This window comes from Pseudarthrobacter sp. LT1 (assembly GCF_035621795.1).
Lineage (GTDB): Bacteria > Actinomycetota > Actinomycetes > Actinomycetales > Micrococcaceae > Arthrobacter.
The window spans coordinates 3,057,165-3,077,483 of record NZ_CP141830.1 but is presented as its reverse complement, the minus strand read 5'-3'; the positions used below and the strand labels follow the sequence as shown (position 1 = coordinate 3,077,483).

Genomic DNA, 20,319 nt, shown 5'->3' with positions numbered 1-20,319 from the left:
CAGCGGTTTAGCCGATGACGAGTTCAACGATGCGCCAGACCTGCTTGCTGCGCTCAAGCCGGACGGCAACGGCACGTGCCCGTACGTCATCCACCACGACAGCGCTTGCCTCGTAAATTCCCTCCGCTACCTCGCACACCCGCACGGAGCGGACTGTGGAGTTCCGGTGTAGACGGGCAAGGGCGGGATTGCCCGTCCGGGTAAGTTCGCGCCTGATCAGCGCGGCCCGGTGCTGCAGCGATGCCAGGCACCGAGGATCCAGCCGGCGCGCCAGCTGGTGTATGGGACGGATCCCTGCCAGGACCTCCATGGCAGCCTGAACCGTTCCGCGGGTAATGGCCCTTACTTCCGCAGCTTCACTGACGGGCCTCAGGGACGATGGGTCCGCGGCGCGGGACCGGCCTGCGGTCACCGCCGTTGTTGACGCTGACGCGGTTTTCGCGAGGGCCCTCCCGCCGTTTACGGTGTTGGCAGCCAGCCGCTGGGCGGTCCGGGCAGGTGTCACTGCGGTCATGGTGTTCCCCTTGGTTCGAATAGCGGAATAGCTGATGATCTATTGGCTGGCATGGCGCCGGGCAATGCGGGCAGGCCGGTCCGGCATGCCGGCACGTCGGTTGGATCTTCGGTATTATTTGCCCCGGCCCCGGCGCCGGCGCAGCACGGAAAACGCCAGTGGCTATGGCGCCTGCGGCGCCTGGAGGATCTGTCCCGGTAGCAGGACATCCGGTCTCCCGCCGATCAGTCCGCGGTTCGCTGCGTACCACCGGGGCCATTCGAGGGCTATGTCCACATCCGATGCCTCCGGCCCCAGCTGGGCCGCCACGATGTCCCATAGTGTGTCGCCGGCAAGCACGGTCACCGGGGCCGCCCCGCCAATCGCTTTCCGTGGGTCCGGCTCCGCGCCGGCGGCGGTCCTGGTTTCCGGTGCGGCGAGCAGGCCTGGCTCCACCACCGGGGAGGCAGGTTGCCATCCCGGGTTGGGCGTGGCGGCGGTGGGCAGGGCCGCGGCGGGTTGCCATGCCGGCGACGCGGCTTCCCGGTCCGGTGGTGGCACCTCCGCGGGGCCCGGTTGGACAGAGAGATGCATGCCCGGGCCAGCGCCCTGGCCGGGTGTCGGAGCAACGTGCGCAGTTGCAGGGTTGGCGGAAGCCGCCGAGGACTGTTCGTGCGTGGGTGTCCACTCCGGCCCCGGCGCGTTGGTGGCCGCATGTGCCGCGGCGCAGGCTATCAGCTGCATCGAAAAGGCGGCAATCACCGCCCGCTGCATGAATGCAGGTGAGAGCCGGCGGGCGGCCGCAGCAGCCCGGTACCGGCCCAGCCGCTCCAGCAGGACGGAGGCTCCAGCAGCCAGCATCGAAAATGCCCACCACAGCAAAAGTCCGAGGCCGACTGCTGTTGCGGCGGCTGCCAGGAGGACCTCTACGGTCCACCCCTGCTGATGCGTGGCGGCGTCCTGCCACTGCACCAGCTGGCCCGCTCCCAGGATGCAGAGCAGGATTCCAAGCACCAGAAAGGCCAACGCTATGGCGGCATCCGACCATCCCGTCCTACCTGAGTGTCCCATTTACAACCGCCTTGACGTTGTTTGACCCTGTTTGATGTTGTTTGACTCAGTCTGAACCGCCTAAACACGTTTTGTCCAGACGTTGGAGTGAAATAAGGCGCGCGTTGACGGGCGGGGCAGGGGACCCTACGCTGGCGGGATGCGCTGGGGTGCACTCTTCAACGACATGGAAAGCCAGCTCGCGGAGGCTGACCGGCTGGCGCTCGAGAGCGAGGTCAGCGAGCGGATGCGGGCCGAGATGGTTGGCCTGCGGCTCGATGACAGGCTCCGGGCAGCCGTTGGTTACAGGATCATGGTCCACCTCCTGTGCGGCGAATCGGCGCAGGGGGAGCTGACCCATGTTGGAGCTGATGCGCTGGTCCTGGATGAAGAACGGAGTCAGGTGCTCATTCCCTATGCGGCCGCAGCCCGGTACGTGGGCCTGGGCAGGCATGTGCGGATGGAGGACTCACCGGTCCGCCGCTCGATCGGACTTGCCCATTCCCTGCGGGCCCTTGCCCGGGACCGGGCGGAAGTGACCGTGATGATTGCCGGGGGAACCGGAGCCGTGCGGGTGGAGGGCGTCATTGACCGGGTCGGCCGGAACTACATCGACCTTGCCGCGGTGATTCCGGGCGAGGCACGGAGGGCCCAAAGCGTTGGCCAGGTGTCAGCGATACCTTTTGCGGCGCTGGCGATGATCAAGTCCCATAAGGCCGGCGGAGCCTAAGGGCGTCACACTGACTTCGAACGGGACTCCTGGATCATGCGGCTGGCCTCGGCATAGCGTTCCTCGATGTACTGTTCCAGCATCTTCTCCTCGACGCGCCACTGCCCGCGGCCGCCAACCTGAATGGCCTTCAGCTCCCCGCTGCGGACCAAGGCGTACGCGGCGGGGGAGTTGATCTGGAGTTGCTCGGCGACGTCTGCGAGCGTGAGGAACCTTGGCATACGCCCATTTTGCCATCACATGACGTTGTTTGCGCCCGTTTTCCACAGATAGCCGGTATTTAGACAAATGACTTTTGTTCTCGGTCCCTGGCGGTAACAATGAGGAGTCCGGCCAGAGTGGGCAGGTCCGGTGTACCTAGGGGGAGAACGGTATGGTTCCTGATTCGAGCGCCACGGCGCCACGGCTGAAGCGCCCGTCGTGGAAGGACCCGCGGTTGCTGGTGGGCGTTCTCCTGGTCCTGGTGTCTGTCGCAGGGGTTACCTTCCTGGTCGGCAGCGCAGACCGCACCACCGAGGTCTTCGCGGCGCGGGACGGCATTGCCGTGGGTGAGCGCCTGACAGCGGAGAATGTGGTCCGCGCGAAGGTGCGCCTGGGCGACACGGAGCAGCACTACATCACCGTGGAGGACGGCCTGCCCCAGGACGTTGTCGCCGTGCAGCGGATCGCCAAGGACCAGCTGGTTCCCAGGGCAAGCCTTGGTGAGGTGGACCGGTTGGACCGTAAGCCGGTGGCGCTCAACATCGCGCAGACTTTGCCGTCCCAGGCGGTTGCCGGTGCGAGGGTGGACGTCTGGGTGGCGCAGCCGAATGCAAAGAACGGATTCAGCGAGCCGAAACTCATCCTTCCCGGAGCTGAAATCGCCGAGGTCACCACCGGGTCCACTGCCCTCGGATCGTCAAAGACCACCGTGCTGATGGTCCTGGTAGAGGACAAGCAGATGCCTGCGTTGCTGGGTGCCCAGGCCAATGACGCGAAGATATCCGTTGTGTGGAATCCGGGCGGGGCCCGATGAGTATCCCGGTTGTCACCGTTGGCCAAAGCCGGGAGGACCTGGTTGGCGGCCTGGAAAGACTGCACGGTCCGGTGACAGTGGTTCGACGATGCACCGAACTTCCCGAGCTCCTCGCTGCCTGTCAAAGCGGTCTGGCAAGGGCCGCCGTAGTGGCAGAAGGGTCCGACGGATTGACTGCTTCCCTTGTCGACCGGCTTGGAGCTGTTGGGGTGGCAGTCATCGCGCTGACGGACAATGCCGAGGAGGCGGCCAGGCTCCGCAAAATCGGTGTCGCGTCGGCGCTGACGGGAGTCGAGTCAGCAGAGCTTTCGGACAGGATCGCCGATGCCGTTGCCCAGCTGACAGGTGCTGCCCGTCCCGCCATCCTGAGCGCGGGAGCTGACACCGGGGCTGCGCTGGCCTTAGATCCCGTGCAGCCTGCACCTGGCCTCGAGGGCGAACCAGCCGGCAGGCTCATCGTTGTCTGGGGACCGGCCGGGGCGCCGGGACGGACCACTGTTGCGGTGAACATCGCCGGCGAGATGGCTGCCGATGGCCGGGATGTCCTGCTGGTCGACGCGGACACCTACGGCGCCAGCGTCGCGGCGGTGCTGGGTCTCCTGGATGAGTCAGCCGGGCTTGCCCAGGCGTGCAGGCTTGCCGACCAGGGGCTGCTGGACCCGGACGCCCTTAGGAAGGTGGCCGCCACCGTCGCCACTGCGTCCGGGACGTTCCGGGTGCTTACGGGGATTACCCGCGCGGACCGCTGGACTGAGCTGCGCGCCACTGCCCTGTCGCTTGTTCTTGAACGGGCCCGGCAGATCGCGGACGTTGTGGTGGTGGATACCGGCTTTTGCCTCGAAGCCGATGAAGAGCTGAGCTTCGACACCATGGCGCCGCGACGGAATGCCGCGACGCTGCGTCCCCTGGAACTGGCGGACGCGGTCTATGCCGTTGGCGCGGCTGATCCCGTGGGTGTCCCGCGGATGGTCCGTGCGCTTGCCGAACTGGAAGGTGCTGTACCGCAAGCCTCACCCACTGTCGTCATGAACAAGGTGCGTTCCTCCTCCGTGGGCAGAGCCCCGGAGCGCCAGTTGCGGGATGCCTGGGAACGGTACGGCCCCGCGTCGGAACTCAAAGCGTTCCTGCCCTACGACCCCGGCGCCGCCGATGCAGCACTCCTTGCAGGGTCGCTGCTGCTTGAAGCGTGCCCCGACTCCGCGCTTCGGCGTGCCATCCGTGAACTTGTTTGTGCACCAGACCAGCGAAAAGCCAAATCCTCTGTATTTTCTTCCACACCACGGCGAAGGGCAAAGGACTAGGCTCGCCATAAGAGCTGCAAAGGTGCGGCGAATATCTCTGATGGAGGCGTTGTCGATGTCGTCTGGATCCAGTGTGGAGGACCAGCCCCTCTCCATTGAAGGCCTTGAAGGCTTCATGGGGGACTACTACCAGCACCTGGCTGAGGAGGATGCCCGAAGCTACCCCCGGGATGTTCTGGAAGCCCGTGCCGAGGAACACCGCCGGGCAGCGTCCGTGCGGCAGCCCGGTCAGGCGAAGATAGCGATCATCGATGAAGAGGACAGCAGCGTCATCTTTGTCGTTACTGACGACATGCCGTTCCTGGTCGACTCCGTCAACGCCGAACTTGTCCGGCAGCACGCGGCCATCAGGCTCGTTGTCCACCCGCTTTTCGTAGCAACCAGGAACCGGGAAACGGGCGAACTGGTCAAGGTCAACAGGGTTCCGGCACACCTGGGCATTTCCAGCGGGGACACAGCGGCAATGCCCAACCTTTCCCACCTCATTGCGCAAGGTGAAAATGCCTCGCACATGGAGTCCTGGATCGCCGTCGAAATCCACCGGGTTTCCGACGAAGTGAAGACTTCCCTGCTCGCGGGACTGACCCGCGTCCTGAACGACGTCAGGGCCGCCGTCGAGGACTGGCCAAGGATGCGCCAAAAGGCGCTGGAGATCGCCGAAAGCCTGGACAAGGTGGCCAACTCTGCGCAGATTGCCGAATTGCGGCAGGCCAAGGATCTGCTGCGCTGGCTGGACGATGGAAACTTCACGTTCCTGGGCTACCGCGAATACGATCTGCTCAATGTCGACGGCGAAGACGTCCTGGAACTGCGCGAGGACAGCGGCCTCGGATTGCTCCGGGCAGCCGCGGACTCCCCGCACATCCAGCACCTCACTGATACCGGTCGTAAAAAGGCGCGGGAAAAGCGCGCCCTCGTCATCACCAAGGCCAACTCACGGTCCACCGTGCACCGCTCGGCGTACCTGGACTACATCGGCATCAAGAGCTTTGACGCTGCGGGTAACGTCAACGGCGAACGCCGCTTCATTGGCCTTTTTGCCACCAGCGCCTACGCCGGTTCCGTCCGCGACATTCCTATCGTCCGGGAAAAGGTGGATGCGGTCCTCCAGAACGCCGGCTTCCCGCCGGATTCGCACTCGGGCAAGGACCTGCTGGGAATCCTGGAAACCTACCCACGCGATGAGCTGTTCCAGATCGAAATCCCTGATTTGGCCGCAACCGCGTTTGGAATCCAGAAACTGCAGGAACGGCGGCGTACCCGGCTGTTCCTGAGGCCTGACATCTATGGGCGTTTCATGTCCGCTGTCGTGTACCTGCCCCGGGACCGGTACACCACGAACGTGCGGCTTCGCATCGAACAGGAACTTCGGGAAACCTTCCAGGCAGTCTCGATCGACTACGAAGCCCGGATGACCGAATCGGCACTCGCGCGCCTGTTCTTCCGCATCCGGCTGCCCAAGGACGCCGACGTCAGCCATGTCAACAGCGACGAGCTGGAAAAGCGGCTGGTCCGGGCGGCGAGGTCCTGGAGCGAAGGCATCGCGGAGGTCCTGCGTGAGGGCCGGGACCCAGCCGAGGCCAAGGAACTGGCTGGTACCTGGGCCGAGGCGTTCCCGGCCAGCTACCGGGTGGACTACGAAGTGGAGGACGCCCTCGAAGACATCGCGCGGTTCGAAAAGTACGGGGCCGCCGCCGAGCGGAACGCCGGGGCACGGCAGGACCGTCCCGGAGTCCACGTGTATCTTCCCGAAGGCGCCGGTGCAACACTGGAGGAAGACGCCCGGGTAAAGCTCTACATGCTGGAGCCCAAAAGCCTGAGCCAGATCCTGCCCTACTTCCACAACCTCGGGCTCGAGGTCCTGGACGAGCGGCCCTTTGAAATCGAAACAGCAGACCATCGGGACTTCTTCCTGTACGACCTGGGGTTGAAGTACCCGGCGGGAGTGGACCCCCTGTCCACGGGCGGGCTTCTTGCCGACTCCTTTGGCGCGGCCGTCACCGGTGCTGCGGAATCGGACAACTTTGACCGACTGGTGTTGCGGGAAGGTCTGCAATGGCGGCAAATCACCATGCTCCGCGCCTACGCCCGGTACATGCGCCAGATGGGCAACAGCAGTTCCTTCGGCTTCATGGCGGACACTCTCCTGGCCAACGCGGATGTGACCAGGGGGCTGAGCGCCCTCTTCGCGGCCCGCTTCGATCCCTCCATCAGCGATGGTGAACGCGCTGGGGCCCAGGCTTCGGTGCGGCAGGAACTGGCAGCGTCCATCGAAAAAGTTGCCACTCTCGACGCCGACCGCGTGCTGCGCACCTTCGTCAACCTGATCGAGGCCACCCTCCGCACCAACTTTTACCAGAACAAGCCGCACCTGAGCTTCAAGCTGGATCCCGCCCATATTGAAGGGCTGCCGTTCCCGCGGCCCATGTTCGAAATCTGGGTTTACTCCCCGCGCGTCGAGGGTGTGCACCTCCGGTTCGGCAAGGTTGCCCGCGGCGGGCTCCGCTGGTCCGACAGGCGGGAGGACTTCCGCACGGAAGTCCTGGGCCTGGTCAAGGCGCAGACGGTCAAGAATGCCGTTATCGTGCCTACGGGAGCCAAGGGCGGCTTCTTCGCGAAGCAGCTTCCGGACCCCGCAACCGACCGCGCGGCCTGGATGGCCGAAGGCGTCGAAAGCTACAAGACGTTCATCCGCGGGTTGCTGGACCTTACTGACAACCTCCTTACCGAGGGCGGCGGCGAACGGCTCGTGCCGCCGTCGAACGTTGTCCGGCATGACGACGACGACTCCTACCTTGTGGTCGCGGCGGACAAGGGAACGGCTACTTTCTCGGACATCGCCAACGGGCTGTCCGCGGAGTATGGCTTCTGGCTGGGGGACGCATTCGCCTCCGGCGGTTCCGTGGGCTACGACCACAAGGCCATGGGCATCACGGCGCGGGGCGCCTGGGAGTCGGTGAAGCGCCACTTCAGCGAACTGGACCTGGATACCCAGACCGAACCTTTCACCGTGGTTGGCGTGGGGGACATGTCCGGCGACGTGTTCGGCAACGGGATGCTGCTGTCCCGGCACATCCGCCTGCTGGCGGCATTTGACCACCGGCACATCTTCGTGGACCCCAACCCGGATGAGGCAGCCTCGTTCGCGGAGCGCCAGCGGCTGTTCGACCTGCCCAGGTCTTCCTGGGACGACTACGACAAGTCGCTGATCAGCGAAGGCGGCGGTGTCTTCGCCCGCCAGGCCAAGTCCATTCCCGTGTCCCCGCAGGTCCGGGCCGCGCTGGGGCTTCCGGCGGAAACCGCTGAGCTCAGCCCGCCTGAACTCCTGCGTGCCATCCTGTTGGCGCCGGCTGACCTGCTCTACAACGGCGGAATCGGAACCTACGTCAAGGCGTCTTCCGAGTCGAACGCCTCCGTAGGCGATAAAGCCAACGATGCCATCCGGGTCAACGGCCGGGACCTGCGGGTGAAGGTAGTGGGTGAAGGCGGCAACCTGGGAATGACCCAGCGCGGCCGCATTGAAGCAGCGCTGCAGGGGGTCATCCTCAACACGGACGCCATCGACAACTCCGCAGGTGTGGATTGCTCCGACCATGAGGTCAACATCAAGATCTTCGTTGACCGGATGGTTGCTGCCGGCAAGTTGCCGGCGGGGGAGCGCGCTGACTTCCTTGCCTCCATGACCGATGAAGTGGGGCGCCTGGTTCTCGAAGACAACATCGACCAGAACATCCTGCTCCTGAACGACCGGACGCGGGTGGCTGAGTGGAGCCCGAGTTACGAGCGGCTCATGGACTGGCTGGAGAAGAGCGCCGACCTTAAGCGCGACCTGGAGGCGCTGCCCACCACGGAAACGCTGCGGGAACGGCTGCAGCAGGGCCAGGGACTGACGTCCCCGGAGCTGTCAGTACTGGCCGCCTACGCGAAGATCGAGCTGGCGTCGGCCCTGCGGGACAGCGATCTCGCCGATGACCCCTGGTTCCGTGACACCCTGCGTGCCTACTTCCCGCACCAGCTTCGTGAACGTTTTGACGCCGAACTGGACACGCATCCGCTGCGCCGCGAAATCATCGCCACGGTGGTGGCCAACGACATGATCAACCTTGGCGGTATCACGTTTGCCTTCCGGGTGATGGAGGAAACCTCGGCCAGCGAAGTTGCCGTGGCCAAGGCGTTTGTGGCACTGCGAGAGGTATATGAGCTGGACGCGATGGTGGGGGAACTGAACAGCCTGCCTGCCTCGTTCCCCACGGAGCATTGGAGCACAGTTCACCTGGACATCCGTCGGCTCCTGGACCGGGCAGTCCGCTGGCTGCTCAGCCAGGAAAGTGTTTCCCGCCCCATTGCCGAGGTGGTGGCAGAGTTCAAGCCGCTGATGGATCCCATGCGCGCCCGGCTGCTGGACTACCTCCGCGGCGACGACCGCGAGCGGGTGGCGGCGTGGCTGGCGAAGGGGCGCGAGTGGGAACTCCCGGAAGGCCTTGCGCTGCGCTGGGCCGAGTTGTTCGAGAGCTTCGTGCTGTTGGACATCGCCAAGATCGCCCGCTCCCGGAAGGACCGCGTAGAGGAGATCGCGGCCGTTTACTACACCGTGTTCAACCGGTTCCACGCGGACTCGCTGCTTGAACGGATCAGCAGCCTTCCCCGGCAGGACCGGTGGCAGGCGCTGGCACGGGCAGCGTTGCGCGATGACCTGTACTCAACGGTGTCGGATATGACGACGGCGGTGCTGGACGCCACGTCCGCCACAGGGTCGCCGGATGCACGGCTCAAGGACTGGGAGGCGCAAAATGCCGAGCAGCTGGGCCGGGCAAAGAGCATGTTCGACGAGGTGAACGCACTGGAGGCCGACGACATGGCCTCACTGTCGGTAGCATTGAGGCTCTTGAGGTCAATCGTCCGGCGCTAGGAAGCAGGCGCCGTAACTGGAGGTGCAGTGGCAATCTTTACGGACCCCATCAGGGAGCACGCTGATTTCGGGCCGGGCGATGCCGAGTGGCTGCACCTCCTGGTGGGGGACTGGCAGATGGTCGCGGACCTTGCGTTTGCCGACCTGGCGCTGTGGTTCCCCCACCCGGAGCTTGGCTACATTGCCCTGGCCCACGTGCGTCCTTCCACCACGCACACGGCATTCCACAGTGACTTCGTGGGTGAGGGCATCCGCTCCGACCTGCAGCCGCTCGTGGACAAGGCATGGAACAGCAGGTCCATTGAGCGCTCCAGCGAGACGAACTGGAACAGTGAGATGGCCCTGCGGGTAGAGGCTGTCCCCATGGTCCGCAACGGCCGGACACTTGCAGTTGTTACCACCCATATGGACCTCTCCAGTTCACGGATGCCGTCCCGGCTTGAGTTGACCTACCGGCAGTGCGCCTACGATCTGCTAAGGATGGGCACGCTGGGATTGTGGCCGGACTTTGCTTCGCCCACGGGCTCCCGGCGGGGTGCTCCCCGCGTGGGCGACGGGCTGATCAGGCTGGATGCCGACGGGGTGGTGCAGTACGCGAGCCCGAACGGAGTTTCAGCCTTCCGCAGGCTGGGCGACGGGGAGTCCCTGGAGGGACGTTCGCTCGCTGAGGTAACCGCAGGCCTGCTCAAGGACCGCCGGTTGGTCGACGAGACCCTGCCGCTTGTAGTTACCGGCCGCATGCCCTGGCGCAGCGAGATTGAGTCCAGGGGAGTTAGCCTGTCCCTGCGTGCCATCCCGCTCCGGGACGAGCAGCAGCGGTTCGGCGCGCTGGTCCTCTGCCGCGATGTCTCAGAGCTGCGCCGCCGTGAAATGGAGCTGGTGACCAAGGACGCCACCATCCGCGAAATCCACCACCGGGTCAAGAACAATCTGCAGACGGTGGCTGCGCTGCTGCGGATGCAGTCCCGGCGGATGGTGAGCGATGAAGCAAAACAGGGCCTGGAGCAGGCCATGCGCCGCGTGGCCACCATCGCGCTGGTCCATGAGACGTTGTCGCAGGGACTGACGCAGAGCGTGGATTTCGATGAACTGATCGGCCGCCAGTTCCGGCTGTCCGCGGAAGTGGCTTCCCCTTCACAGCAGGTCAGGACGGAACGCTCCGGCAGCTTCGGGGAGCTCCCCAGCGATCTCGCCACGCCGCTTGCCCTGGTGATCAACGAACTGGTGACCAATGCTGTGGAGCACGGCCTTGAGGGGAGGGCGGGCACGGTTTGGCTGGTGGCCGACCGGTCCGAAGCGGAGGACGGCGAAGAGCTGACTGTAACCATCGCCGATGACGGCGTGGGCCTTCCGCAGACCCCGCATGTGGAGGGCCTTGGCCTGCAGATTGTGCGGACCCTCGTCACGAGTGAGCTCGGCGGGACCATCACGTGGGAGCGCCGCGAGGGCGGCGGGACCGAGGTCAAGATCCGGCTCAGCCTGGCCGGGAAGTAGGAGGTGCGCTCCGGCCAGTGGTTTACCTGGCCGCGGGCTTGAACTGACAGAGGCCCCGTGACAATCCGAAATGGATTTGTCGCGGGGCCTCTGTGTGCCGGTAGCGTCGTCCTGTGCCGTTTCGCCGGCGCCGGGATCCTAGGAAGCGCGGCGTGCGCGGGCAGCGCGCCGCTTCAGGGCGCGGCGCTCGTCTTCGCTCATTCCGCCCCAGACTCCGGCGTCCTGGCCGGACTCAAGGGCCCACTGCAAGCAGGTGTCGACAACGGGGCACCGGCGGCAGACGCTCTTTGCTTCCTCGATCTGCAGGAGGGCCGGTCCTGTATTCCCGACGGGGAAGAACAGTTCCGGGTCCTTGTCGAGGCACGCTGCGCGGTTACGCCAATCCATGCTGATCAGTTGCTCCATTTCTGGGATAAGCCTTTGTGAAATTATTCACTAGTGGCTACAAAGGAAAAGGGCCCTCTGGGCCCCCTTGGTCATCTGCATCAAGCCTGTCATGTTAACGCTGTGTAAACAAGGGGTAATAACGCCTGATATCCCACGAAACCTGAGCGATGCATCACAGTGGCTGCTCCGGCCCTCACCAGTGTCCGACTATGTCCGGTAGGGTGCCAGTGTGTCAAGACCCCCGGTAGACCCAGCAGGTACCCCATCCTCTTCCGACGAACCCGTCGGCGTCCCCGACGGCGGGACGAACGGGCGGCGGGACCCCGTGCCCGCGGCCGCGAAAGTCGTCGCCATCGTTGCGGCTGCCGAGGCCACTGCCCTCCTGGCGGCGGCCGGCTGGTATGCCTACGAGCTGCTCAGTGGCAGCCCGGTCCTGTCCTTCTGGGGTGCCGTCTTCACTTTGGGACTCCTGTTGGCTTTTTCGGCGTGGCTGTACGCGGTGGCAGTCTTCCTCTACCGGGGCTACCGGTGGACCAGGGCGGCAGCGCTGGTCGCCCAGCTATTCGTCCTCACCATCGGGGTGCCCACGATGACCAGCGGCCTCGTCCTGGCCGGCTTGGCGATGCTCGTCCCCGCCGTCACCGCCATCGTTCTCCTCTTTACCAACCCGGTTGTCAGCCATGCCTCCCGCACAGGGAGTGCACCCCCTGCCCTCTGAGCTGGATCGTCCCGAATATGTGGCTGATGGTGTGCACGTCCTGTCCCGCGGGCCGGTCACCCATCTGCTTCAGCCCACGCCACCTGGAGGGGGACGGCCCGGCCGCCGGTGATGAGGGCAGCACGTCCCGGCGGGGGATTGGACTCGACGTCGAACCGTATCCCGAAAAGGTCGCCGTCAGCGATCGAACGCGGGCCGAGCAGTAGCCCGGCGCCGGATGACCGCGCATTGATGAGGAGCGGGACACGATGGAGAAGTGCAGGACTGTAACCAGCGGTTACCACCAGGGAATGGCCCAGGGCATGTAGTTCGCCCACATCCCTCAATGCCGAAGGTGCGAGCTGGTCGACGTCGTCAACCAGCAGCAGTGCCTCCCGCGGCAAACAACCACTCCCCGCCTGCAGGAGCATGTCCGCCCAAAAGTCGTCCGCGGCCTGGGATGGCCCTTGCTGCGCGCACCACAGTTGGCCGGGGTTGAGTGCCTCCAATGCGCGCAGGGTATTGCTCTTGCCGCTTCCGGGGTTGCCAAGCACCGCAACTACCCCGCTGGCCGGAATGCGGAAGGACGCTGCGGCCAGCTCATCCCCGGCGACTCCGAGGAAGACATCCCGTTTCCCCGTGCGGGTCATGGGGCGCTCCGGCGGACGGCCGCCGGCGGCTGGTTCCCGGCCTGGCTGGGCTTCGGCTGAGTGACCCTGTCGGAGTGCCGGTGCCGCCCTTGCTGCCACCTCCGTCACCGTGATCTGCTCGGGGAGGGGTTCCAGCCGGAATGGCCGCAGCGAGGCAACCGGATATCCTGCGCCGCCTTTGCCCAGTGAATTCGGGGCCGGGCTCCGGTAGAACTGGCAGACAGCAGGACTGCCGTTTGAAACCGGGCCGAAGGCAACAGCCCTCCCTTCAACTGCAGGTACCGAGGGCATTCGTGGCCACATGGCGCGGCTCTCCTCGGTGGAACCGGCCGGAAAATAGAAACGGTTGGGAAGGGCACCGAAGAACCTGGCAGTGACAAGCTCCCGTTCCCCGGAGAGCAGCAGCGTTATCCCTGCCAGGGCGCCGTCACGGACCAGGTCATGGACCAGGTCCTCAGCCCATGCCAGCGGTCCCGCACGGAAAGCCGACACCCAGGATCCCCAGCCGGAGACGACGACGACAAGAGGCACCTCCCCGGAGGTTGGGTGGCTCCGCCGCTGACCCAGCTCCCGGACAAGCCGCTCCAGAATCCGAACTCCACGCCGCAGGTCATCCAGTCCGGCCAGTGCACCCACCCGGCCTGCACTGGCCAGCGGGAGGAAACCTCCCGTGGCGTCCAGCACGTAAAAGTGGGCTTCACTGCCACAGGTCATCAATGTGTGGACGGCCAGTTCCAAGGCCGCCCCGGCACCGGACGCAGGGCTGCCGATAAACGCTGCGTGGCGGTGGCGGACAGGACTCCACGCCAGGGCTTCCACCCGTTGCTGTTCGGGCACGTCCATGAGGCCGAGGCGGACCTCACCCGTCGGATTGACGGGCTCCAGCGGCCGGGAAGCGGGGGCGGCAGAGCAGGGGGACTGGCCCCCGGGGACGGGTTCTTCCAGATCCTCCGGCAGCGGAGAGGCGACGGGCCTCCTCGGGACCTGCTTCTCCTGCTGGGTGCAGAGGTTCCGCACCATGGCTGCCAAGGGTTCCACCGCCTCCGCAGGAGTTGGCACAGAGGCTGGCGCCTTGCCGGGCCGGGTAACCTGGCCCGCGAGAAAATCAATCGTCCGGTGGACAGTGACGGGACATGATGCACCGCCCGTCGCCGCCACGGCCAGTGACGCACCCTGGAACTCCTCGGCGGCCTCCGTCCCGCGGGCCAGGAACGCCCGGCCAGGTGCGTCCACACTGATGGCCGCAGCGCTCCTGCAATTGACCACATCCACCGACTCCATGTCGGATTGCACACGAAGGGCGATGCTGGACGTGACGTTCGCGCGGATGTCCGCTGTCAGCGCTCCCTGCGGCCTCTGCGTTGCCATGATCAGGTGAATGCCCAAGGAACGCCCGATGGACGCTATCCGCAGCAACTCACGGAGCGCCTCCGGCGCATCCTCAACCAGCATCCTGAACTCGTCGATGACAATGACAAGGTGGGGGAGGACAAAGTCCTCCGCCGCCTCAGTGGAGCGGTACGCGGAAAGGTCCGGTACCCGGGCCGCAGCAAGGCATTGCTCGCGGAGCTGCAGTTCGGCGCGGAGCGAGGTCAGTGTCCGTTCCATTTCGGAGCTGGAAAGGTCGGTCTGCAGTCCCACACAGTGGACGAGGTCACTCAGTGGACCAAGCCCCGAGCCGCCCTTGAAATCGATCAGGAAGAAGTTGACCCGCTCGGGCGGATAGCTGAGGGCGAGAGCGAGCGTGAGGCTGCGGAGCAGTTCCGATTTCCCGGAGCCTGTAGTGCCCGCCACCAGCAGGTGGGGCCCGTCGTGCTGCAGATCCACGGTCTTGGTTCCTGCCGCAGTGAGGCCCAGGGGTACGGCCAGTCCGTCCTTTTGCCCGCTGGATCCCCAGCGTGCGGCGGTGGCTGCAGACGTCAACGGCAGGACATCGCCGAGGCTGCAGGTGGCGGGAACGGTTCCCCCTTGTACCGTGCCTTGCCGCGTGGCGCCTGCCATGCGCCGGCAGAAACCAGTGAAGACATCCTCCGGCACCAGATCGGGAACAAAAATGGTCTCGCAAAGCTCCTCGAACAGGACAGACCTGCGCTCGGAAAGAAAGACGTCAGGTGTGGGCCATTCCCCCTCTTCAGGCCGGAAGTGAAGCACCTGCCATCCGTGTCGAATCGCTGCGTCCCGTATTGAGTCATCAGCTGCCCCTTCAGAGCTTTCCCCCCGAATCAGCAGTACGGCGCGCTCGCAGCCGTGCGGGTGACCGCTGGTCACGACACCGAGGGCGGCGTGTGGTGTTGCAGTGAGAGTCACCCTGGGCAGATACCGGGCGGCGAGTGGCAGGCTTCCTGGCTTTCCATGAACCAGGACGTGGGTTCTGCCTGCGCGCGGATACCCTCCCAGTTGCATAAGTATGGACCGGATGGCGCCGTCAGTGGCGGACCGGGGACCGCCAATGGTGGTGAGTCCGCGGCCCGGGTCCAGGACCAGGGGCACCGCCCCTGCCGATGGAACCGCTGGACCGGCGCCTGCCGGTTCAATCCGGACGTTGGCCGCCTGCGCTGCCTGGCCCAGCCGCAACCAGACGCCTCCGCCGGAGCCGGGACCGGACGTCTCCTTGCCCCGTGGTGCTGCCAACGCGACGAGGGACAGGGACGGTGCGCTCCGCCGTCGTCGTTCCCTGTCTTCCTCAACCGCGGCCTGCAGGGCGGCTGACAGGTCCCGTCTCTGCCGCCGTCCGCTGACAGCAGGAACAAGGACGGCGAACGCGGAAGCTGCGGAGAAGGCAAGGAACATCCACATCCCTGTGAATACGGCCAGCAGCACCCCCGCTGCCAGTGGGAGAACCGCGGTGAGAACGAGTGCTGCCCGGTTTCCAGCGTCAACGCGCGCGGGTACGACAATGGGCTCCGTCACGGACTGGCCGGCGTCAGCAAGCGCCCGGCCAGGCGGGTCTGCAAAGACCAGGGACAGGTTCGATTGCCCACATCTGATGCTGGAATCCGTGGAGATGACCTTGGTCCGGATCCTTTCACCGTCAACATAGGTGCCGTTGGCACTGTCCAGGTCAATCAACAGGATGTCGGTGTCCGTGACCACAACCCGCGCATGTTCACGCGACAACTCCGGGTCCGGGATGACTATCCGCGTTCCGCTTCGGCCAATGCTGTAACTGCCGCGCCGCAACGGAACAACCGTCCCCGCGGCGGCGCCGCTGTGGATGGCAAGAGCCAGGGGAGCCGCGGCTTCAGGGGACGGGCGGCGCCGCGGGCGCCGGCTTGACGGGATGGGGCCGCCGTCGACAAGGATCGCGGCCTCTACAAGCGGCGGTACTCCGAAGGCCACGCAACGCAGGTCCTCCCCATCTACCGTGACGGCGCCCGTACGGAACTTCCGGACCAACTGCTCGTGGATCATGTCGCCTGGCGTGCCGGTCGGGGCGCTGATGGATAGTTCCACGGGCAGCTGCTCCGGTGATGATCCCGGGCCGCCAACCAGTGTGAAGTTGAGTGTCATCGCCTGGGATCCTTGGTGCATGTACCCACACGCTAGCCACGGCACGCGGCGCCCGGCAGGCGTTTCACGGCCTATGTGGATAAACGTGTGGTTTCCGGGCTCCCCGGAAGGTGGCAGCCCGGTTAGGATCACTACACCCTGGACCTGGCTAGGCGGTCCGACAGCAGCGAAGGAGTCCCCTTTGAACACGATCGCTGACAGCGCGGACGTCGACGCCGGAGCCTGCATAGGGGCAGGCAGCAAGGTGTGGCACCTTGCCCAGATCAGGGAGGCAGCGCGCCTGGGGGAGAACTGCGTTATCGGCCGCGGTGCCTACATTGGCCCGGGCGTGGTCCTGGGAGAGAACTGCAAGGTCCAGAACTACGCACTGGTGTACGAGCCGGCAGTTTTGGAGGCGGGAGTCTTCATCGGCCCGGCGGTGGTCCTGACCAACGATGTCTTTCCCCGTGCCGTGACCCCGGAGGGCAGCCTGAAGACGGAGGATGACTGGGACAAAGTGGGCGTCACCATCCGGCAGGGAGCGGCCATCGGCGCCCGGGCCGTCTGCATAGCACCCGTGACGATCGGTGCGTGGGCCATGGTGGCGGCAGGCGCCGTCGTCACCAAGGACGTGCCGGACTTTGCCCTCATGGCGGGAGTCCCGGCGCGACGAATCGGATGGGTCGGGAAGGCGGGCAAGCCTCTCACGCAAGAGGGCAGGCAGTGGATCTGCCCGGAAACGGGGGACGCCTACCTTGAGGGCGGCGGAGTGCTGCGCCCTGCCTGAAAACGGCGTGTGCACCAACTCACAGCGGGCATGCTGATTCGACGGGCCCTGCGGTCCCTCGGGTAGGCTGGAGCAGCAGACAATGCACGCCTTTGCGCTGCCCGCATTCGAACCAGGAGATTTTGTGACCGCTGACCTCGTCATCGTAGGGTCCGGCTTTTTTGGCCTGACAATCGCAGAACAGGCCGCCACCGAGCTCGGCCTGAAGGTCGTCGTCATCGACCGCCGCCACCACATCGGAGGCAACGCGTACAGCGAAAAGGAAGAGCAGACCGGCATCGAGATCCACCGGTATGGTGCCCACCTGTTTCACACCTCCAACGAACGCGTGTGGGAGTACGTCAACAGGTTCACCACCTTCACTGACTACGTGCACAAGGTCTACGGCGTCCACAAGGGCGAGGTCTATTCGCTGCCCATCAACCTGGCCACCATCAACCAGTTCTTCCGGGCCAACCTCACACCAGGGCAGGCAAGGGACCTCATCCAGGAGCAGGCCGGCGAGCTGGCGGGAACGGACCCCCAGAACCTGAACGACAAGGGCATCCAGCTGATCGGCCGCCCACTGTACGAGGCTTTCATCAAGCACTACACCGGCAAGCAGTGGCAGACGGATCCCAAGGACCTGCCGGCCGGCATCATCTCCCGGCTGCCCGTGCGTTACAACTACGACAACCGGTACTTCAACGACAAGTACGAGGGGCTGCCCACCAACGGCTACACCGCCTGGATCGAGAAGATGGCGGAGCACCCCAACATCGAGGTGCGGCTCAACACCGACTTCTTCGATGAGTCCCACGAGTACAGCAAGAACAAAGTGGTGGGCAACATCCCCGTTATTTACACCGGCCCGGTTGACCGCTACTTCGACTACGCCGAGGGTGACTTGTCCTGGCGCACTATCGACTTCGAAGAAGAAGTCCTTGAGGTGGGCGACTTCCAGGGCACGTCCGTTGTGAACTACAACGACGACGACGTCCCCTACACCCGCATCATCGAACCCCGCCACTTCCACCCTGAGCGCGACTACCAGAGTGAGAAGACTGTCATCATGCGCGAGTTCTCGCGCTTTGCGGAGAAGGGCGACGAGCCCTACTACCCGGTCAACACCTCGGCGGACAGGGAGCGGCTGCTCAAGTACCGCGACCTCGCCAACGCGGAGAAGGATGTCCTGTTTGGCGGCCGCCTCGGCACCTACAAGTACCTGGACATGCACATGGCCATCGGGTCCGCGCTGAGCATGTTCGACAACAAGATCAGGCCGCACTTCGAAAGCGGCGTGAAGCTGGAAAGCGGAGGCGTGGACGCATGAGCGGTTCGCCGGGCTGGGCGACACTCCAGCGGGTGATATTCCCGCCGGAATCCGGAGTCGACACGATGTCGCTCTATGCGGACCCCGGCCCGGCAACAGGGATCCGTTTCCGGGAAAGCGATGAGTCGGCCCGGAATCCCAAACGGGCAGAGGACAAGCTGCAACTTGTGGGATCCAGCCAGCGGGAGGTGCACTTCGACGACCTGCTGTCCCGGTTCTCCATACGCGTGCGTTCAGGGGAGCAAATCTCGCTGGGAACGTATTTCAACGCGTTTCCCGCCAGCTACTGGCGGAGGTGGACACACCTGCGCGAGGTTCGCCTGGTGGTCGAGACGTCCGGGCACGGATCCATCACCGTCTTCAAATCAAACGCGCGCGGCACCATTCAACGAGTGGATGGCACGAGGGTCGACGGCGACTCACGAACAGAATTCAATCTTTCCATCAAACCCTTTGGTGACGGCGGGTGGTATTGGTTCGACCTGGCGTCAAGCCGGGGTGACCTTATCCTGGGGGAGGCCCGCTGGGAGGGGGCTCCCGCAGAACGGCCCCTCGAAACAGCGACCATCCAGATCACCACAATGAACAAGCCGGACTTCTGCCTTGCCAACGTCCGTGCCCTGGCAGAACACCCGGAAGCGCTCGAGGTAGCCCGGGAAGTACTGATCGTTGACCAGGGCACCGTCAAGGTGGCTGACCAACCCGGCTTCGCTGAAGTTGCAGCCCGCATCGGCCCCAAGCTTCGAGTGATCGACCAGCCGAATCTGGGTGGTTCCGGAGGGTTCGCCCGTGGAATGTATGAAGCTGTTGAAAACGGCAGCGATTACGTTCTGCTCCTTGACGACGACGTTGTGATGGAGCCGGAAAGCATCCTGCGCATGATGGCGTTCTCCGGCCGTTGCCGTAAGCCCACCATCGTCGGCGGCCACATGTTCGACCTGTACAGCCGCAGCACGCTGTATTCAATGGGCGAAACGATTGATTCCCGGCGGTTTTCACCCAGCCAGCCGCACCAGGACATGCAGATGCGGCACGACTTCAGTGTGTCGAATCTCCGGCAGACGCCGTGGCTGCACAGGCGCGTCGACGTCGACTACAACGGCTGGTGGATGTGCCTGATACCCACTTCCGTCATACGCGACATCGGCCTTCCACTCCCATTGTTCATCAAATGGGACGACTCGGAATACGGGCTGCGCGCCCGGGCCGCCGGCTACCGGACCGTATCCTTGCCCGGCGCGGCGCTCTGGCATATCTCATGGATTGATAAAGACGACCTGGTTGGCTGGCAGGCATATTTCCATAACCGGAACCGCCTGATAACCGCCCTCCTCCACAGCCCACAGCCGAAGGGCGGCTCCGTGTTGCGGGAATCTTTCCAGGAAGACGTAAAGCACCTCGTCTCGCTTCAGTACTTCACGGTGCAGAACCGGCTGACGGCGAGGTCGGACCTGATGACCGGCCCCTCCCATCTGCATCCGTCCCTCGCCACCAAGCTGGCCAGCATCAACAGGCTGCGGGACTCCTTCCCCGATGCACAGCTGCGTGAAGACATAGACGATTTTCCCGCACCTTCCCTCGGGGCAGGGCTTTCGGGACAGGGTGACAGCCAGATGCCCGCGAAGAAGGACATGGTCAAGTGGGGCCTGACGACAGTGGCGCGGCAGTTGCTCAAGCAGCCCTCCGCGGCCTCGCTTGAACGCCCGCAGGGTTACCTTGCCCACGTCGACAACAGGTGGTTCCGTACGGCGCAGTTTGATTCCGTCGTAGTGTCCAATGCCGAGGGAACAGCCGCCTCCTGGTACAAACGCGACCCAAAAAAGCTGAAAGCCATGCTGGGCCAGTCGGCTCTTCAGCACGCGGCGCTCTACAAAAACTGGGACGCCCTGGCGGCGGACTACCGCGCAGCGCTTGCGGACCTGGTATCGATGGAGGCGTGGCGGAAAACTTTCCGCGGGAACGGGTAGCTGCACTTAAACAACGAAACGGCTGCCGGATTCACATC

14 protein-coding genes are annotated in these 20,319 nt (G+C 64.8%); 9 read left to right on the top strand and 5 right to left on the bottom strand.

Annotated features, from left to right (window positions below):
* Window positions 1-7 precede the first annotated feature (7 nt).
* Together VIK36_RS14450 and VIK36_RS14445 are read right to left on the bottom strand one after the other, a co-directional pair.
* On the bottom strand, window positions 8-514 hold the full coding sequence (locus VIK36_RS14450) for an Rv3235 family protein (RefSeq protein ID WP_255172661.1): 507 nt from the start codon (window positions 512-514) through the stop codon (window positions 8-10).
* A 162-nt stretch (window positions 515-676) separates the two neighbouring features.
* Window positions 677-1,564: a hypothetical protein gene (locus VIK36_RS14445; protein ID WP_324642466.1), complete on the bottom strand. Its 888-nt coding sequence runs from the start codon at window positions 1,562-1,564 to the stop codon at window positions 677-679.
* Between the two features lie 139 nt (window positions 1,565-1,703).
* Here VIK36_RS14445 and VIK36_RS14440 point away from each other — a divergent pair, with 139 nt between their 5' ends.
* Window positions 1,704-2,273 carry a hypothetical protein gene (locus VIK36_RS14440; RefSeq protein WP_324642465.1) on the top strand — a complete coding sequence of 190 codons (570 nt, stop codon included), beginning with the start codon at window positions 1,704-1,706 and terminating at the stop codon, window positions 2,271-2,273.
* Window positions 2,274-2,278: 5 nt separating this feature from the next.
* Here VIK36_RS14440 and VIK36_RS14435 read toward each other — a convergent pair whose 3' ends face one another.
* Window positions 2,279-2,494, bottom strand: coding sequence for a helix-turn-helix domain-containing protein (locus tag VIK36_RS14435; RefSeq protein WP_018768505.1), 216 nt, complete (start codon window positions 2,492-2,494; stop codon window positions 2,279-2,281).
* A 152-nt stretch (window positions 2,495-2,646) separates the two neighbouring features.
* Here VIK36_RS14435 and VIK36_RS14430 point away from each other — a divergent pair, with 152 nt between their 5' ends.
* From VIK36_RS14430 to VIK36_RS14415, 4 genes are read left to right on the top strand one after another with little or no spacing between them, the layout of a single operon-like run.
* Window positions 2,647-3,288 carry a hypothetical protein gene (locus VIK36_RS14430; RefSeq protein WP_324642464.1) on the top strand — a complete coding sequence of 214 codons (642 nt, stop codon included), beginning with the start codon at window positions 2,647-2,649 and terminating at the stop codon, window positions 3,286-3,288.
* Complete coding sequence (locus VIK36_RS14425; protein WP_324642462.1) at window positions 3,285-4,589, top strand: AAA family ATPase; 1,305 nt, start codon at window positions 3,285-3,287, stop codon at window positions 4,587-4,589. The genes VIK36_RS14430 and VIK36_RS14425 overlap by 4 nt, the downstream gene beginning before the upstream one ends.
* Before the next feature lie 55 nt (window positions 4,590-4,644).
* Window positions 4,645-9,498 (top strand): NAD-glutamate dehydrogenase, encoded by a 4,854-nt coding sequence (locus VIK36_RS14420; RefSeq protein ID WP_324642461.1) that lies wholly within the window; start codon window positions 4,645-4,647, stop codon window positions 9,496-9,498.
* Between the two features lie 27 nt (window positions 9,499-9,525).
* Complete coding sequence (locus tag VIK36_RS14415) at window positions 9,526-10,992, top strand: sensor histidine kinase (RefSeq protein WP_159631565.1); 1,467 nt, start codon at window positions 9,526-9,528, stop codon at window positions 10,990-10,992.
* A 138-nt stretch (window positions 10,993-11,130) separates the two neighbouring features.
* Here the strand turns inward: VIK36_RS14415 and VIK36_RS14410 are convergent, their stop codons facing one another.
* Window positions 11,131-11,379, bottom strand: a complete 249-nt coding sequence (locus VIK36_RS14410; RefSeq protein WP_003804966.1) for a WhiB family transcriptional regulator — start codon at window positions 11,377-11,379, stop codon at window positions 11,131-11,133.
* A 229-nt stretch (window positions 11,380-11,608) separates the two neighbouring features.
* On the opposite strand from VIK36_RS14410, the gene VIK36_RS14405 reads away from it, so the two are divergent.
* Entirely contained in the window at window positions 11,609-12,097 is a 489-nt protein-coding gene (locus VIK36_RS14405; RefSeq protein WP_420716215.1) for a hypothetical protein, read from the top strand.
* Between the two features lie 56 nt (window positions 12,098-12,153).
* Here VIK36_RS14405 and VIK36_RS14400 read toward each other — a convergent pair whose 3' ends face one another.
* Window positions 12,154-16,236, bottom strand: a complete 4,083-nt coding sequence (locus VIK36_RS14400) for an FtsK/SpoIIIE domain-containing protein (protein ID WP_324642459.1) — start codon at window positions 16,234-16,236, stop codon at window positions 12,154-12,156.
* A 181-nt stretch (window positions 16,237-16,417) separates the two neighbouring features.
* Between VIK36_RS14400 and VIK36_RS14395 the strand changes: the two genes are divergently transcribed.
* The 3 genes from VIK36_RS14395 to VIK36_RS14385 all read left to right on the top strand — a co-directional run bounded on the left by VIK36_RS14395 (window position 16,418) and on the right by VIK36_RS14385 (window position 20,281).
* The gene (locus VIK36_RS14395; protein WP_255172654.1) at window positions 16,418-17,002 is read left to right on the top strand and encodes an acyltransferase; all 585 of its coding nucleotides are present in this window, start codon (window positions 16,418-16,420) and stop codon (window positions 17,000-17,002) included.
* A 124-nt stretch (window positions 17,003-17,126) separates the two neighbouring features.
* Entirely contained in the window at window positions 17,127-18,314 is a 1,188-nt protein-coding gene (gene glf, locus VIK36_RS14390) for a UDP-galactopyranose mutase (RefSeq protein WP_255172653.1), read from the top strand.
* Window positions 18,311-20,281, top strand: a complete 1,971-nt coding sequence (locus VIK36_RS14385; RefSeq protein WP_324642458.1) for a glycosyltransferase — start codon at window positions 18,311-18,313, stop codon at window positions 20,279-20,281. Before glf ends, VIK36_RS14385 begins: the two co-directional genes overlap by 4 nt.
* Window positions 20,282-20,319: the final 38 nt, after the last annotated feature.